This window comes from Streptomyces sp. NPDC017246 (assembly GCF_044331325.1).
Classification (GTDB): Bacteria; Actinomycetota; Actinomycetes; order Streptomycetales; family Streptomycetaceae; genus Streptomyces.
The window spans coordinates 162,611-178,184 of record NZ_JBIRMW010000001.1 but is presented as its reverse complement, the minus strand read 5'-3'; the positions used below and the strand labels follow the sequence as shown (position 1 = coordinate 178,184).

Genomic DNA, 15,574 nt, shown 5'->3' with positions numbered 1-15,574 from the left:
CCGGCGGAAGGGCGGCCGGAGCCCCCGGTTGCGCCCGCACCCCTTCGGGCTCCGCACCCGGCTCGTCCTCGCCTTCTTGCTCGTCGCCGCCGTCGGCTGCGGCACCACCGCCGCCCTCACCTACCGGGCCGCCCGCAACGCCATCCTGGAGCAGGCCCAGGACACCGCCGTCTCCGCCTTCCGCGAGCAGGTCGAGGCCCTCAACACCACGCTGCCCGTCGACCCGGACATGCTGCGGTCCTCGCTCCTGATGATCGCCCGCCAGGGCAAGCCCCGCCCCTGGCGCGTCTACGCCGAGTACGGCAGCCTCCGCGTCTCCTCCACCGACCGGCCCACCTCCACCGTCATCACCCCGGAGCTGCGGGCCCGCGCCGCCGACCAGGACATCCCGCACGGCAGCTTCCAGCGGGTGGTCAAGGGCGGCGTCCCGTACCTCACCATGGCCGTCCCCGCCGTCTTCCTGGCCCGGTCGGCCGAGGGACCGCCGCAGCGCACCGGTCTCGTGATCTACGCGGTGATGGCCCTCGACGAGGAGGAGGCGAACGTGGAGGCCATGGTCGCGGCCGCCCGCGACGGCGCCCTTCCCGCGCTCGCCGTCGCCCTCATCCCCGCGCTGATCGCCGCGCGGGGCGTGCTCCGCCCCGTACGGGAGCTGCGGCACGCGGCGCACAGCATGGGGCGCGGCCGGCTCGACACCCGTATCCACGCCAAGGGCAGCGACGAACTCGCCGACCTCGCGCGGACGTTCAACGAGTCCGCCGCCGAGCTGGAACGTTCCGTCACGGAACTCCGCAACGCCGAGGCCCGCGCCCGCCGCTTCGCCTCCGACGTCTCGCACGAACTCCGCACCCCGCTCGCCGGGATGCTCGCGGTCACCGAGGTCCTCGACGAGGACGCCGAGGGCCTCGACAGCGACACCGCCCGCGCCGTCCGTCTGATCAGCGCCGAAACCGGCAAGCTCGCCGTACTCGTCGAGGACCTCATGGAGATCTCCCGCTTCGACGCCCGCGCCGCCGAACTCCACACGGACGAGGTCGACGCCGCCGACTGCGTCCGCAAGACCCTTCAGCACCGGCACTGGACCGACTCGGCACAGGTCGTCCCGTACCTCACCGAGGGGATCAGGGCCCGGCTCGACCCGCGCCGCTTCGACGTCGTCGTCGCCAACCTCGTCGGCAACGCCCTGCGGCACGGAGGGGCGCCGGTGACGGTCCGGCTGTACGCGGAGGGGGACCGGCTCGTGACGGAGGTCGCCGACCGGGGGCCGGGCATCCACCCGGACGTCCTGCCGCACGTCTTCGACCGCTTCTACAAGGCGGACCAGGCCCGGACGCGCTCGGCGGGCAGCGGCCTCGGCCTCGCGATCACCCAGGAGAACGTACGGCTCCACGGAGGCACCGTCACAGCGGCCAACCATCCCGAGGGCGGGGCGGTCTTCACGGTCCGGATGCCGCTGTGAACCGCCGCGGGGACGGTTCCGTGTACCGCCGCGGGGCCGCCGCCGTCGCCGCCCTGCTCGCCCTGACGGCCCTGCCCGGGTGCGGCATACAGAAGACCGACGTCGTCGAGGCGGGCGGGGCCGCGACCGTCATCGTCGGACCGATACCCGAGCAGCGGATCGTGCTCTACTTCCTCGGCCCCGACGGCAGGTCGATGCCGGTGGCCCGCGACCCCAGCGGTCCCCACCCGGCCGACACCCCCGAGTCGGGGTCGGGCGGATCGGGAGCCGAGCGGGTCCCCGCCGACGTGTTCGGCCCGGAGTACGAGATCGACGCAGAGCAGCTGCGGAACTCGCGGGTGGGCACCGACAAGGTCCTCGCCATGCTCCTCGCCGGCCCCCGGGCGTCCGAGGCCGCGGCGGGCATCACCACCGCCCTGCCGCCCAACACCGCCGGCGGACCGCACGTCTCGCCGGACCCCGGCGGGGCCGGGTCGGGCTCGGCGCGCCGGCTGTTCCACCTCAAGACGCCCTTCCCCGTCAAGGAGCTGACGGAGGCGGCCGTCCGGCAGCTGGTGTGCACGATCGCCTACGCGGAGGACCCGGTCGGCCTGGTCGACGTGACGGTCGGCGGCCCCGACGGGACGCTGCCCGCCGTCCGCTGCGACGAGGAGGAGTAGGACGGGTCCGACGGCGGGCCGGTCAGGAGGCCCGCAGGTCCGCGAGCACCGCGTCCGTGAACGGCGGCCAGGCCTCGACCGCCCACGCCCCGAAGGGCCGGTCGGTGAGCGCCACGCACGCGGCCCGCGCGTCCGGGTCGACCCACAGGAACGTGCCGGACTGCCCGAAGTGCCCGAAGGTGCGCGGCGAGGACGTCGCACCCGTCCAGTGCGGGGCCTTGCCGTCGCGGATCTCGAAGCCGAGACCCCAGTCGTTCGGCCGCTGGTGCCCGTAACCGGGCAGGATGCCGGTCAGACCGGGATACGTGACGCTCATCGCCTCCAGGACCGTGCGCGGGTCCAGCAGCCGCGGCGCCTGCACCTCGGCGGCGAACCGCACCAGGTCGTCCACGGTCGACACGCCGTCCTTGGCGGGCGAGCCGTCCAGCGTCGTCGACGTCATGCCGAGCGGCTCCAGGACCGCCTGGTGGAGGTAGTCGGCGAAGGGGATGTCGGTCGCCTTGGCGAGATGGTCGCCGAGCGCCTCGAAACCGGCATTGGAGTAGATCCTGCGGGTGCCGGGCGCGGCCATGACCCGGTTCTCGTCGAAGGCCAGCCCCGAGGTGTGGGCCAGCAGGTGGCGGACGGTCGCGCCCTCGGGCCCGGCCGGCTCGTCGAGGTCGATCGCCCCCTCCTCGTACGCGACGAGGACGGCGTACGCCGCGAGCGGCTTGGTGACCGAGGCGAGCGGGAAACGCCGTCCGGTGGGGCCGTGGGACCCGGCCAGGGTGCCGTCCGCGCGGACCACGGCGGCGGCCGCGGTGGGGACGGGCCAGTTCTCGATCGACGCCAGGCTCGGCACGCTGCTCTGCATGGGGCCGAGCCTACTTGCTTCGAGTGCACTCCAACGTTTTAGCGTGGGGGCATGAGCGTGATGGCGAGCACGAGCCCGAGCGGTACCCGGACGCACTACACCATCAGCGAGGTCGCCTCCCTGACCGGTCTCTCGGCGCACACCCTGCGCTGGTACGAGCGGATCGGTCTCATGCCGCACGTGGACCGGTCGCACACCGGTCAGCGCCGGTTCACCGACCGGGACCTGAGCTGGCTGGCCTTCGTCGGCAAGCTGCGGCTGACCGGGATGCCGGTCGCCGACATGGTCCGGTACGCCGAGCTGGTCCGCGCGGGCGACCACACCCGGGACGAGCGACGGGAGCTCCTGGAGACCACCCGGCGCGATGTGCTCTCCCGGATCACCGAGCTCCAGGACACGCTCGCCGTGCTCGACATCAAGATCAGTCATTACGGGACCGCATGCGGAGGAGCATCTTCATGACCAGCGTGAGCAGGATCGACACCGTACGACTCGGCGGCCAGGACGGCCCCCTGATCGGCGTCCAGGGCTTCGGCGCCATGGGCATCAGCGAGTTCTACGGCGACACCGACGAGGCCGCCGCCCGCGACACCCTCGACGCGGCCCTGGAGGCCGGCGTCACCCTCATCGACACCGCCGACATCTACGGCAGCGGCGCCAACGAGGAGTTCCTGGCCCCGTTCCTCGCCGCCCGCCGCGACGAGGTCACCCTCGCCACCAAGTTCGCCATAGAGCGCCGCGCCGACGACCCCACGTACCGTGCCGTGCGCAACGAACCGGCCTACATCAAGAAGGCCGCCGAGGACAGCCTGCGCCGGCTCGGCATCGAGACCATCGACCTGTACTACATGCACCGCCGCGACCCCGGGATCCCCTTCGCCGAGTCCGTCGGCGCGATGGCCGAACTCGTCCAGGAGGGCAAGGTCCGGTACCTGGGCCTGAGCGAGGTCACCGGCCCCGAACTCCGCGAGGCCCACGCCGTGCACCCGATCACCGCCCTCCAGTCGGAGTGGTCGCTCTTCTCCCGGGACGTGGAGCGCAGCGCCGTAGGCGCCGCCGCCGAACTCGGCGTCACCTTCGTGCCGTACTCGCCGCTCGGCCGCGGCTTCCTGACCGGTGCGTTCGCGGACGCCTCCAAGGAGCTGTCGGGCGGCGACTTCCGCCGGTACCAGCCCCGGTTCACCGGCGAGAACGCGGAGCGGAACGCCGCCCTGCTCGACCCGGTCCGGAAGATCGCCGCCGCACACGGGGCGTCGCCGGCGCAGATCGCCCTCGCCTGGGTGCAGCAGCGGGCCGCCGTGCACGGACTGACGGTCGTCCCGATCCCCGGCACCCGCAAGCGCTCCCGCCTGGAGGAGAACGCGGCCGCCACCCGCATCACCCTCACCGCCGCCGAACTCGCCGAACTGGAGCCGATCGCGGGCCTCGTGGCGGGCGACCGCTACCCGGACATGGGCTCCACGTCCGCGGCGCGCGAGGTCTGAGGCACCGGTTCCACGGGTCACGCCAGGCCCAGGGCGAAGACCGCGAAGCCCGCCGCCAGCAGGCCCGCGAGGGTGCGGCGGCCCGGGCCGGTCTTCGCCCAGGGGGCCTCGAAGCCCCGGGCGTACCGGCCGATCAGGACGAGCAGTCCGGCGAAGACCGGCATCCACGCCAGCCGGGCGAGGATCCAGCCGGCCGAGTCCGGCGCGCCGACCAGGCCCGGGACCTCCCCGAGGTACGAGGCGGGGACCGCGGCGGTGAGCATGGCCGTCTGGTGCCAGCACAGGATCGTCATCGCCGAGAGGTTGACGACCACGACCGGCGCCCAGAGCGCGGGCCGCTTCAGGAGCCTGCCGAGGCGGTCCCTGAGCAGGATCGCCGCACCGCTCTGCGCGGCGGCGAGGGCGAGGACGAGCAGCGACGGCGGGTGCGAGTTGGTGCGGGCCTCGCCGGGGACGCCGACCATCGACGCCGGGTAGCCGAAGGCGAGGAGGAGGACGGCGAAGAGGGCGGCGCCGCCGAGCAGCAGGGCCCGGGCGTGCCGCCGGGTGACCCGGCCCTCGCCCCACGAGACGCCGAGCTGGTACGCGAACAGCCAGCCGGGCAGGATGTTCAGCAGGCTCAGCCAGGACGGCACGGCGTCCGCGTACGGCCCGTACCGCAGGAAGTCGACCAGGGCGACCGAGCCCAGCAGCGGGGCCGCCGCCCAGACCCCGAGGCGCCGGGCAGCCCGTACGCACAGCGGGGTGAGCGCGGTGACCACCGTGTACACCCCGACGAACCAGAGCGGCTGGATCACCAGCGTGGACGCCGTCCGCAGGGTGTCCACGGGCACCCCCACCCCGAAGTGCAGCACGGGAAGGAGCGCCGCCCACACGGCGGTGACACCGAGGACCGGGCGGCCGAGCCGGGCCAGGCGGCCCTTCAGCCACTCGCCCGTGGAACCCTTCGCGCGCCGGTACGAGAGCACCGAGGCGTAGCCGCCGACCAGGAAGAAGATCCCCAGCATCTGGAGGACCCAGCTGACCGGCGCGAGACCGGCGAAGGTGCCCAGCGGGCTGGCGTTGTGGATCGCCCCGTCGGAGGAGAGCGTGAAGCCGCCGAGCAGCCAGTGCCCGGTGGGCACGGCGAGCAGGGCCAGGGCGCGCAGCCCGTCGATCGCCCGGTCGCGGTGGGCCGGGGTGCCGGACTCGATCTTCCGGGCCGTGCGGCGGGCCGCGGTCGCGAGGGCGCTCATCGGACGTCTCCCGCGGCGATCGCGGCGAAGGTGCGCAGGGAGGTGGTGCCGGGCGCGAAGTACCCGCCGTGGCCGGCGGCGTCCTCGGCCGGGACCCGGCGGGCCCCGAAGGTGGGATCGGTGGGGTCGGCGCCGTGCCCGAGGTCCCCGACCTCGACGTTCGGGATCCGGTCGATCCAGTCGGTGGGATCCTTCGCGGCCCAGACGCGGGCGCTGGTGCCCAGCTCGGTCACGTTCTCGGCGCGCATCCCGGGGGAGCCGAAGACCACCAGGTCCTTGGCCTTCAGATCGTGGGCGGCGAGACCGCAGACCACGGAGCCGTAGCTGTGGCAGAACACGGACGGCTCGGCCGCGCCGACGGCGGCGAGACCGTCCACGAAGCGGGTGAGCCGGTCCGCCCCCGCCTCGGCGAGGCGGCCGGTGGCCGCGTCGATGCCGACACCGACCGGGGTCGTGTAGCCGGCCCAGGCGACGACCGCCGTCCGGCCGCCGGTCTCCCGGCGCAGCGAGGCCGCCATGTCCGTGAGCGGCCGCACGTGGCCGGTGTCGGTGTCGGAGCCTGGCACGATCACCGCGATGTGCTCGGCCCGCGCGAGATCCCCGTAGACCAGAGCCACCTGACCCCGGCCGCGGGTGTCGTGAGCGAGGATCCGGGCCCCGTCGAACGCCCCCTGCGTGGACGGGGCGTTGGCCTCGTACCGCAGCTCCAGGGGCGCCCCGTCGAGGTTCCCGACGACCGTCGGATGGTTCCGGGCCAGCTCCCGCTGCCGTACGGGGCTCAGCCCGGCGAAGAACCGCGCCACCTCGGCCGGGTCCATCCGCTCGGGGTCCGGCAGCCCCGCCGCCCGCCACGCCGCCGTCCCGACCGGCGCGCCCGTCACGGCCTCCTGGCTGTGACCGGAAGCCCAGCCGGCCGTCCCGCCGACCACGGCGGTCACCAGGGCCGCGGTGATCAGGGTCCTCGAAATGCGGCGCATGGGGTCGCCCCTCCCTCTTCGACTGCTCGCTCGTTCGCTGGCGAGAGGAAGGTAGGAAGACGACGGGTGACGGCACGTCACACCGGGGAGCCAACTCCGGTCCGATACTGGGGTAGGGGGTGGAGGAGCAGGCAACACCAGGGGAGGGGTGGGGTTTTCCCCCGGGGGGTGGCCTCCCGGGGGCGGGGGCGGGGGGCGGGGGCCGCCCGACGGCAGGGACGTGCCGGCCCCGGGGGGAGGTGCGGGCCCTCGGCGGGTACCGGACCCGAGGAGGCGTGGGCCCTCGGGCCGGGTCGGCCCTCAGTACGTGCCGTACCTCGGGTGGGGTCGGCCCTCAGTACGTGTCGTACCTCAGGCCGTACCCGGGGTCACCAGGCCCGACTCGTACGCGAAGACCACCGCCTGCGCCCGGTCGCGCAGGTCCAGCTTGGCGAGCACCCGGCCGATGTGGGTCTTGACCGTCTGCTCCGCGAGGACCAGGTGATCGGCGATCTCCTGGTTCGACAGGCCCCGGGCGATGAGTTCGAGGACCTCGGTCTCACGGGGGGTGAGACCGTTCAGCCGCAGCGCCGTGGTGTCCTTGCGCGGCGCCGGCCGGGAGGCGGCGAAGTCGGCGATGAGCCGTCGGGTCACGGACGGGGCCAGCAGCGCCTCGCCCGCGGCCACCACCCGGACCGCCGCGATCAGATCGGCCGGCGGCGCGTCCTTCAGGAGGAAGCCCGACGCGCCGGCGCGCAGCGCCTCGTACACGTAGTCGTCCACGTCGAAGGTGGTCAGCATCAGCACCTTCGGCCGGTGTGTGACCCCGGTCGGCGGGTGGAGGATCTCCCGCGCGGCGGCGAGCCCGTCCAGCTCCGGCATCCGTACGTCCATGAGCACCACGTCCGGGTGCGTCGAGCGGGCCACGTCGACGCCCTGCCGCCCGTCCGGGGCCTCGCCCACGACGTCGATGTCGGGCTGGGCGGCGAGCAGCGCGGCGAAACCGGCCCGCACCATGGCCTGGTCGTCGACGATGATCACGCGGATGGTCACTCGGAGTCCTTGGCGGTCGGGGTCGGGGGCGTGGCCGGGGCCGGGTTCTGGGCCGGGGGCGTCGCCACGGCCGGGATCGGGTCCGGGGTCAGCGGCAGCCGCGCGGCGACCCGGAAGCCGCCGTCCGGCAGCGGCCCGGTGTCGAGCGAGCCGCCCGTCAACCGTACGCGCTCCCGCATGCCGACGAGCCCGTGCCCGGTACCGGACGCGCCCCGCTCGACCGCGGAACGCGCCTCCACGGTGGGCCCGTTGACGACGAGGATCGTCAGCCATCCCCCGTCCGCCCGGATCGACACCCGGGTCGACGCCGCCGGCGCGTGCCGGACGACATTGGCGAGGGCCTCCTGCACGATCCGGTACGCGGACAGGTCCACCGCCTGCGGTACGTCCCCGAGGTCGGCGGCGAGCCGCAGCTCGGCCGGCACCCCCGCCCGTACCGTCGCCTCGACCAGCTGCTGGACCCGGTCGAGGCCCGGCTGCGGGGCCCGCTCGCCCTCGCTGCCGTCACTGCGCAGCACGGAGAGGAGCCGTCGCATCTCGGCCAGCGACTCCCGCGCGCTCGCCGCGATCGAGGTGAACTCCTCGCGGGCCGCGTCCGGGAGTTCGGGGATGCGGTACGGGGCCGAGTCGGCCTGCACGGTGATCACGGACATGTGGTGGGCCACCACGTCGTGCAGTTCGCGCGCGATCCTGGCCCGTTCCTCCAGGAGCGTCCGGCGGGACCGCTCGGCCTCGCTGATGGTCTCCTGCTCCACCAGCCTCCGCTGGGCGTCCCCACGCGCGCGTACCGCCGAGGTGAGGAGCAGCAGCACCCCGCTCAGAACGAGCAGCAGGGTGTGGACGCTGGTGTACCCGGCCGGCCGGAAGGCCTCCAGGACGTATCCGGCCACGCCCGTCGCGAGCCAGACGCCGAACAGTGCCCGGCGGGACTCGCGCAGGCCGAGCGCGACCATCAGCGCGCAGTAGCCGACGACGGCCGGCGGGGTCCAGGGCCACAGATGGGCGCGCGGGCCGTCGGCGGCGAGCAGGACGAGGGCGCCGAGCACATCGGCGGCGAAGATGATCCACCAGGCCTGCAGGGGGCGGGCGACGGCGAGCAGCAGGGGCGCGGTCTGCGCGGTGCCGATGGCCCCGGCGAGGGCGCCGTTGACGCCGTAGTCCCCGGCGAGGAGCTGGACCGTGGTGGGGAGGAGCGAGGCGACGAAGGCGAGGGCGACGACGTACGGCAGCAGCCGCACCCACCGTGAGGCGGCGTCGGCGAGCAGGGGCGCTCCCGGAGTGGTGGGCGTGGTGAGCGCGGTCCCCAGCCCCTGGAACATCTCGCGTGTCCGGGTGGTGAGCCGGCCGAGGGAAGGGCGGTGTCGGGGGGTGAGCGGCTCGTGCCGCGGTTCGGTAGCCATGACCCGCCCAGGGTAGGCAGCGGCCCGGGCCTCCGGCGTCATACCGGGGACCGGGCCGTGGGCTGATACCGGAGTATGACGTCGGCGGGCGGGGAGGGTCGCGGACGCCGTGGATCTCGGGCGCGGTGGGGCGTGGGCGGCCCTGGCCGCGGTGGGATGTGGGCGGCCCTGGCCGCGGTGGGATGTGGGCGCCGCGGGACCTGTGCGTGGGGCCGTCGTGCGGTCACAGCTCCGCGAGGAGCTCCGCCTTCTTCGCCGAGAACTCCTCGTCCGTCACCAGTCCCGCCTGGTGCAGTTCACCCAGGTGCCGAATCCTTTCGGCGACGGCACCGGGAGTGGCGACGCGCGCGGGCACACGGTCCGAGCTCCGGATCGCCGCGAGGACCGCCGCCGCGAAGGGGAGGGACAGGTGCACCGGCCCGTAGCCGAGGCCGAACACGACGGAGGCGGGGTCCCGGTCGGCCTGGGAAGCCCGGGGTTCGCCGCCCCGGGGCACCAGACGCAGATGCCCGTCGAGGACGTCCGGCGAGCGCCATTCGACCCCGCAGAGGTCCCGTACCTGGAAGAACTGGTCACCCGCCTTCCACTTCTCGGAGGACGCCCCCGTCCACGACCAGCGGAACGCCACCTCCGACTGCCCGTCGAAGCTCGCCTTCCCGTCGTACGCCTTGAAGGACTGCGGCCCCTGCGGCGGTGCCACCAGGAAGCGGTCGGCGGGCGTCACGTCCGAGGCGTCCGCGGGGTCCTCGGCGTACGGCGAGCCCGCCGCCCGGGCGGCGAGGAGCGTCCGCAGCTCGTCCCGGTAGTACTCGGCGAGCGTCTCCCGGTCCGCCGGGAGCACCAGACGGTACGGATCGCAGTTCTCCGCGAGCTGCCCGGCGGCCGCCTCCATCAGCGGATCGGCACCCGGCCTCGGCACGGCGTGCAGTACGACGGTGCCCCGCTTGCCGGGCGTGAGCGTCACCGACGCCAGCGCCTCGTGCGGTACTCGTCGTTCGCGCAGCACGTTGAAGAGTCTTGGCGCACGGTTCCCCCGATCGAAGCGGATGACGAGGGCGTCGCTCTCGAACTCCCAGGTGGCATGAATTCCGGCCAGCACATCACCCATACGCCACATCGTAAGCGGCGCGTGCCCGTGCGTCGCCCCTGCGAAAGGTCCCGAAATTACGTGATCTACGCGCGTCAGCGCCCTTCCGCGCCGGATATTCCCTTGTGGCAAGCGCTGTCGGCACGTGCGCAGACGAGGTTCCCGTAGGCGCCGACGCCTATCGCGGCGAAGTTGCCGAGGCTCTCCGTGCCGGGCTCGAAATAGCCGCTGTGGCCGATCGCGCCCTGCGCCGAGAGCAGCCGGGCACCGAACTCCGGGGCCACCGGATCGGCGCCGTGCCCGACGCCGCCCAGCTCCAGGTGCGGCACGTCCTCGATCCAGTCGTCGGCGTCCCGCATCGCCCACACGCGCGCGGGGGTGGCGAGCTCGCTCGCCCGCTCCACCCGCATCCCGGGGCTCCCCGCCACGGCGAGGTCCGTCACCCGGGCGGGCAGCCGGGGCGCCGCGACCCCGCAGAGCACGGAGCCGTAGCTGTGGCAGAACAGCGCCACGCGCGCGTCCCCGGGCAGCGCCTCGGTCAGCCCCACGAGGCGTTCGGCACCGCTCGCCGCGAGCCGGCCGGTCATCGCGTCGACGCCGACCCCGACGGGCGCGGTGTAGTCGGCCCAGGCGATCACCGCGACCCTGGTGCCGGGGGAGGCCCGCCGCTCGGCGGAGTAGAGCGCCTCGGCCATACCGGCGGGCGCCCGGTACCGGCCGTGGGTCTTCTGGAAGGTGAGGAGATTGGTGTCGACGCCGGGCACGATCACCGAGACCCGCCCGGCCCGCTCCAGATCCCCGAGGACCTCGGCCGCCCGCCCCGTACCGGTGGGATCGAAGGCGAGGATCTGCCGGCCGGTCCGCAGCAGCGAGCTGAACCGGTCGAGCCGGCGCCGCGCCTCGTGCCGTCCCTCGGCGGAGAGCCGGGGGTCGTGGATCCTGCTCCGCTCGCTCGTGAGCGCACGGCCGAGGGTGATCCGGTTGGCGCGGTAGCGCAGGGCGACCGGCACGCCGTTGAGATTGCCGACGACGAGCGGGTGCCGCTCGGCGAGCCCGGCCGCACGCGCGCTGCCGAGACCCGCGAAGAAGGCGGCGACGCCCTTGGCGGGGGTGGCCGGACCCGGCAGCGGGCGGTCGTCGATCCGGTCGCGCGCCCAGGCGGCGAGCGCGGCCTCGCGGGACGGGCCCGGCTCGGGGCGGTGCCTGATCGACGTCCACCCGGTGGTCGCGAGCAGCACGAACACGACGGCGAGCGCGAGCAGGGTGCGCACGACGATCAGCGAGGGGGAGGCGGCTTCGACTGAGGTCACGGGCGGTCACCCTACGGGGCGCGGGTGAATTTCCGCAGATCAGGTTTCGCGGGGCGGTGCGGTGACTCGGCGACGGCGCTTCCCGGGCGGCGTGCCGCGGCCTCGCCGAGCGGGTTCTACGGGGCTCCGTGCCCGCTCTCGTCCGGGCGGGTCCGCCAGCGCGGGGCGAGGGCAGGGCCGAGGTGGTCGAGGTACTTCTCGGTGAGGGAGCGGATGGCCTCCAGACTCTGGTCCGTACCCCGGCCCCACAGCTGGCCTGTCACACGCATCACACCGCTGAACGCCGCCACCGCGATCCGGGGACGCGGGTCCACGTCCACGTCGAGGCCCTCGCGGTCGGCGATGATCCCGGCGATCGTCTCCTCCATCTCCGTGGAGCGGCGCAGATGGACGGCGAGCAGCGCGGGCGTCGACTCGATCGTCTGGAGGCTGCGCAGATACAGCTCGACCGGCACGACCTCGGTGATGGCGTCCCCGATGGTGTCCCAGGCGCAGAGCACGGCGTCGCGCAGCGCGTCGAAGGGGCCCTCGCCGGGCGGCCGCTGCCGGAGGGCTTCGAGGAAGCGCTCCTCCACCATCTGCTGGACGGCGAAGGCGACCTCCTCCTTGGAGGAGAAGTACCGGAAGAAGGTGCGCTGGGAGACCTCGACGGCGTCGACGATCTCGTCGACGGTCGTCCGCTCGTACCCCTGGGTCGTGAAGAGCTCCAGGGCCACCCGGGTCAGCGCGTCGCGCGTGCGTTGCTTCTTCCGCTCACGCAGGCCGGGCAGGGTCACGTCGGGATCCTCTTTTCAGGCATTTCGTCCAGCTCAGCGTACCTGTGAGCTACGTGACAGTTACCGACGTGTGAATCGCTTTGTCAATTGTCAGTGACTGTCACTAGCCTCGTTCGCATGACTAGTCAGACCACAGTGGAAAAGGCCCCGCAGGGTCAGGGGGGTGTCCGGGAACCCGTTCCGGTCCCGGCGAAGGGACTGCGCGGCCACCCCTGGCTGACCCTGTTCGGCGTGGCCGTGGGCGTGATGATGGTCGCGCTCGACGGCACGATCGTCGCCATCGCCAACCCCGCCATCAAGAACGACCTCGGCGCCACCCTCGCCCAGGTCCAGTGGATCACCAACGGCTATCTGCTCGCGCTCGCCGTCGCCCTGATCACCGCCGGCAAGCTCGGTGACCGCTTCGGCCACCGGCAGACCTTCCTCATCGGCATCGCCGGCTTCGCCCTCGCCTCCGGCGCCATCGGCCTCTCCGACTCCATCGGGGCCGTGATCGCCTTCCGTGTCCTCCAGGGCCTCTTCGGCGCCCTGCTGATGCCCGCCGCGCTCGGCCTGTTGCGCGCCACCTTCCCCGCCGAGAAGCTGAACATGGCCATCGGCATCTGGGGCATGGTGATCGGCGCGTCGACGGCCGGCGGCCCGATCGTCGGCGGTCTGCTCGTCGAGCACGTCAGCTGGCAGTCCGTCTTCTTCGTCAACGTGCCGGTGGGTGTCGTCGCCCTCGTCCTCGGCCTGATCATCCTCAAGGACCACCGCGCGGAGAACGCGCCGCGTTCCTTCGACGTCTTCGGCATCGTGCTGCTCTCCGGCGCCATGGCCTCCCTCGTCTGGAGCCTCATCAAGGCCGGCGAGTCCTGGGGCTGGTCGAGCGGCAAGACCTGGGGCTGCCTGCTCGGCGCCGTTCTGCTCTTCGCGGTCTTCGCCGTCTGGGAGACCAAGGTCAAGGAGCCGCTCATCCCGCTGGCCATGTTCCGCTCCGTGCCGCTCTCGGCCGGTGTGGTGCTGATGGTCCTGATGGCCTTCGCCTTCATGGGCGGCCTGTTCTTCGTGACCTTCTACCTCCAGGGCGTGAAGGGGCTCAGCCCGGTCGACAGCGGTCTGCACCTGCTGCCGCTGACCGCGATGATGATCGTCTCCTCGCCGCTCGCGGGTGCGCTGATCACCAAGTTCGGCCCGCGTGTGCCGCTGGTCGGCGGCATGGTCTGCACGGCCGTCGCGATGTTCGGCATGATCACGCTCTCCGCCGGGACCGGCACCTTCGTCATGTCCCTCTGGTTCGCCCTGCTCGGCCTCGGGCTCGCCCCGGTCATGGTCGGCGCCACCGAGGTCATCGTCGGCAACGCGCCGCTCGAACTCTCCGGTGTGGCCGGCGGTCTGCAGCAGGCCGCGATGCAGGTCGGCGGCGCGCTCGGTACGGCGGTGCTCGGCGCCGTCATGTCCTCCAAGGTCGCCGACGCCTTCGAGGGGAACTGGCAGGAGGCCGGCATCCAGGCGCCGGTCAACCCGCAGCTGGAGCAGGCCGCCGAGTTCGGCATGGCCCCGCCGGAGCTGGCCCAGGCACCGGGGATGACGCCCGGCGTCCTCCAGCAGATCACCGGCGTGATCCACGACACCTTCCTCGACGGCATGGGCCTGGCCTTCACCGTCGCCGGCGCCGTGGCCGTCGTCGCCGCCCTGGTCGCCATGCTCACCAAGCGCGGCGAGAACGCGGAGGCGGGTGGCATGGGCGGTCACATCTGACGTCCTCGGGGTTCCCGTAGGGGGCCGTCACCCGTTCGCGTGAACGGGGGCGGCCCCTCTTCCGTCGGTGGGTGACCTCCGCCATGCTTTTGATTACAGAGAGTGACCAAGTGGGGGGTTCATCAGCATGTACGCACGGGGGTTCACCAGCATGTACGGCAGCAGGGGTACGAAGACCGCACTGGCCGTCGCGGCCGTCCTGACCGCGCTCCTGGCGGCCCCGGCGGCAGCCGTGCCGTCCGGGACCGCTCTCGGGGCCTGCGGGCCCGGACGGCTCTGTCTCTGGTCCAAGCCGGACTTCAAGGGCCGGGCGCAGACCCACGAGCTGGCCACGACCGACATCGACAGCTGTGTCGCCCTGCCGCCGGGCACCTCGGCCCAGTCCCTCGCCAACCGCACGGGACGGCCGGTCACCACCTACCAGTCGGCCGAGTGCGCGGAGGCGGGGGAGTTCGAGACCTATCCCGGGCGCGGGACCTGGGTGCCGCAGACGCCCTACGAGGTCAGAGCGTTCAAGATCTGGGAGCGGTAGGCGCGGGGGCGCTCCGCGCCTCGTCGGGCGCGGAGACCGGGGCGGGGAGGTCCGGGGCGGGGAGGTCCGGGGAGGGCAGCTCCGGGGCGGGGACGGACGGGCTCGAAGTCTCCGCCGCTCCCGGGGCGGGGGACAGCCGGGCGACCTCGGCGCGCAGTTCCCGGACCTCCCGGGTCAGCGTCTCCAGGAGCTCGGTGTGCCGGCGCTCCACCGCGTCGTCCCGGTCGAAGCGGGAGATGAACCAGGCCGCGATGTTGGCGGTGACGACACCGAGCAGGGCGATGCCCGAGAGCATCAGGCCCACCGCGAGGACCCGGCCGAGGCCCGTGGTCGGGGCGTGGTCTCCGTAGCCGACCGTGGTCATCGTGGTGAAGGACCACCAGACCGCGTCCCCGAGCGTCTTGATGTTGCCGTTCGGGGCGTCCCGCTCGACGTGCAGCACGGCCAGCGAGCCGAACATCATCAGCCCGACGACCGCGCCCGCCACATAGGTGGTCAGCGTTATCTGCGGGGCCATCCGGGCCCGCCGGCCCACCAGGAGGAGCGTGGAGACGACCCGCAGCAGCCTCAGCGGCTGCACCATCGGCAGCAGGACCGCGAGGAGGTCGAGGGGGTGGGAGCGGACGAAGGCCCAGCGCGCCGGGGCGAGCACGAGCCGGACCAGGTAGTCGAGGGCGAAGGCCGCCCAGACCGCCCACTCGACGTGGGTGCACAGCCGGTGCACCCAGGGTGCGGCGCCGGGAGCCACGATCGGCACGGCGTACGCGCCGCCGAACGCCACGGCCAGCACGAGCAGCGGCACCTGTGTGCGTTCTTCCCAGCGATCCTTCATGCGGGGAATCGTAGAGAACGCAGAAGGGCGGCGAGACCGTGGTCCCACCGCCCCTCACCAGGCACTCCGTACCGGCGAAGACCGCCCGGGGGAAACCCGGCGCTGCCGGGGATCCGCCCGGTGGCCGCCGGACCGGACGTCGCCGCCCGGAAGCCACCGGATCACGGGGCGCCGCCCGGGGTCACCCGATCAGGCGTC

Annotated in this window: 15 protein-coding genes; 6 read left to right on the top strand and 9 right to left on the bottom strand. The window is 73.4% G+C overall.

Annotated features, from left to right (window positions below; genetic code table 11):
* Nucleotides 1-28 precede the first annotated feature (28 nt).
* Nucleotides 29-1,459: a sensor histidine kinase gene (locus ACH4MY_RS00870; RefSeq protein WP_397995615.1), complete on the top strand. Its 1,431-nt coding sequence runs from the start codon at nucleotides 29-31 to the stop codon at nucleotides 1,457-1,459.
* 20 nt (nucleotides 1,460-1,479) lie between these two features.
* A complete protein-coding gene (locus ACH4MY_RS00865; RefSeq protein WP_397995612.1) occupies nucleotides 1,480-2,118 on the top strand; it encodes a hypothetical protein in 639 nt (212 codons plus the stop codon).
* A gap of 22 nt (nucleotides 2,119-2,140) precedes the next feature.
* On the opposite strand, the gene ACH4MY_RS00860 is transcribed toward ACH4MY_RS00865, so the two are convergent.
* Complete coding sequence (locus ACH4MY_RS00860) at nucleotides 2,141-2,971, bottom strand: serine hydrolase domain-containing protein (RefSeq protein ID WP_397995610.1); 831 nt, start codon at nucleotides 2,969-2,971, stop codon at nucleotides 2,141-2,143.
* Nucleotides 2,972-3,022: 51 nt separating this feature from the next.
* Between ACH4MY_RS00860 and ACH4MY_RS00855 the strand changes: the two genes are divergently transcribed.
* Together ACH4MY_RS00855 and ACH4MY_RS00850 are read left to right on the top strand one after the other, a co-directional pair.
* Nucleotides 3,023-3,433, top strand: coding sequence for a MerR family transcriptional regulator (locus ACH4MY_RS00855; RefSeq protein ID WP_397995608.1), 411 nt, complete (start codon nucleotides 3,023-3,025; stop codon nucleotides 3,431-3,433).
* Nucleotides 3,430-4,455, top strand: a complete 1,026-nt coding sequence (locus tag ACH4MY_RS00850; RefSeq protein WP_397995606.1) for an aldo/keto reductase — start codon at nucleotides 3,430-3,432, stop codon at nucleotides 4,453-4,455. The genes ACH4MY_RS00855 and ACH4MY_RS00850 overlap by 4 nt, the downstream gene beginning before the upstream one ends.
* Before the next feature lie 17 nt (nucleotides 4,456-4,472).
* Here the strand turns inward: ACH4MY_RS00850 and ACH4MY_RS00845 are convergent, their stop codons facing one another.
* The 7 genes from ACH4MY_RS00845 to ACH4MY_RS00815 form a co-directional block, all read right to left on the bottom strand.
* Entirely contained in the window at nucleotides 4,473-5,690 is a 1,218-nt protein-coding gene (locus tag ACH4MY_RS00845; RefSeq protein WP_397995604.1) for an acyltransferase, read from the bottom strand.
* Entirely contained in the window at nucleotides 5,687-6,667 is a 981-nt protein-coding gene (locus ACH4MY_RS00840) for an alpha/beta hydrolase (protein ID WP_397995602.1), read from the bottom strand. The genes ACH4MY_RS00845 and ACH4MY_RS00840 overlap by 4 nt, the downstream gene beginning before the upstream one ends.
* Nucleotides 6,668-7,018: 351 nt before the next feature.
* The gene (locus tag ACH4MY_RS00835; protein ID WP_397995599.1) at nucleotides 7,019-7,699 is read right to left on the bottom strand and encodes a response regulator; all 681 of its coding nucleotides are present in this window, start codon (nucleotides 7,697-7,699) and stop codon (nucleotides 7,019-7,021) included.
* Nucleotides 7,696-9,099, bottom strand: coding sequence for a sensor histidine kinase (locus ACH4MY_RS00830; RefSeq protein ID WP_397995596.1), 1,404 nt, complete (start codon nucleotides 9,097-9,099; stop codon nucleotides 7,696-7,698). The genes ACH4MY_RS00835 and ACH4MY_RS00830 overlap by 4 nt, the downstream gene beginning before the upstream one ends.
* A 223-nt stretch (nucleotides 9,100-9,322) precedes the next feature.
* Nucleotides 9,323-10,216, bottom strand: coding sequence for a DUF4429 domain-containing protein (locus tag ACH4MY_RS00825; protein WP_397995593.1), 894 nt, complete (start codon nucleotides 10,214-10,216; stop codon nucleotides 9,323-9,325).
* Nucleotides 10,217-10,281: 65 nt separating this feature from the next.
* Nucleotides 10,282-11,496 (bottom strand): alpha/beta hydrolase, encoded by a 1,215-nt coding sequence (locus ACH4MY_RS00820; RefSeq protein ID WP_397995590.1) that lies wholly within the window; start codon nucleotides 11,494-11,496, stop codon nucleotides 10,282-10,284.
* A 116-nt stretch (nucleotides 11,497-11,612) separates the two neighbouring features.
* Nucleotides 11,613-12,272, bottom strand: a complete 660-nt coding sequence (locus tag ACH4MY_RS00815) for a TetR/AcrR family transcriptional regulator (protein WP_397995587.1) — start codon at nucleotides 12,270-12,272, stop codon at nucleotides 11,613-11,615.
* Between the two features lie 117 nt (nucleotides 12,273-12,389).
* Between ACH4MY_RS00815 and ACH4MY_RS00810 the strand changes: the two genes are divergently transcribed.
* Complete coding sequence (locus tag ACH4MY_RS00810) at nucleotides 12,390-14,012, top strand: MFS transporter (protein WP_397995585.1); 1,623 nt, start codon at nucleotides 12,390-12,392, stop codon at nucleotides 14,010-14,012.
* Nucleotides 14,013-14,139: 127 nt separating this feature from the next.
* Nucleotides 14,140-14,544: a peptidase inhibitor family I36 protein gene (locus tag ACH4MY_RS00805; protein ID WP_397995582.1), complete on the top strand. Its 405-nt coding sequence runs from the start codon at nucleotides 14,140-14,142 to the stop codon at nucleotides 14,542-14,544.
* On the opposite strand, the gene ACH4MY_RS00800 is transcribed toward ACH4MY_RS00805, so the two are convergent.
* Nucleotides 14,525-15,376, bottom strand: coding sequence for an ion channel (locus ACH4MY_RS00800; RefSeq protein WP_397995580.1), 852 nt, complete (start codon nucleotides 15,374-15,376; stop codon nucleotides 14,525-14,527). The genes ACH4MY_RS00805 and ACH4MY_RS00800 overlap by 20 nt on opposite strands.
* Between the last annotated feature and the right edge of the window lie 198 nt (nucleotides 15,377-15,574).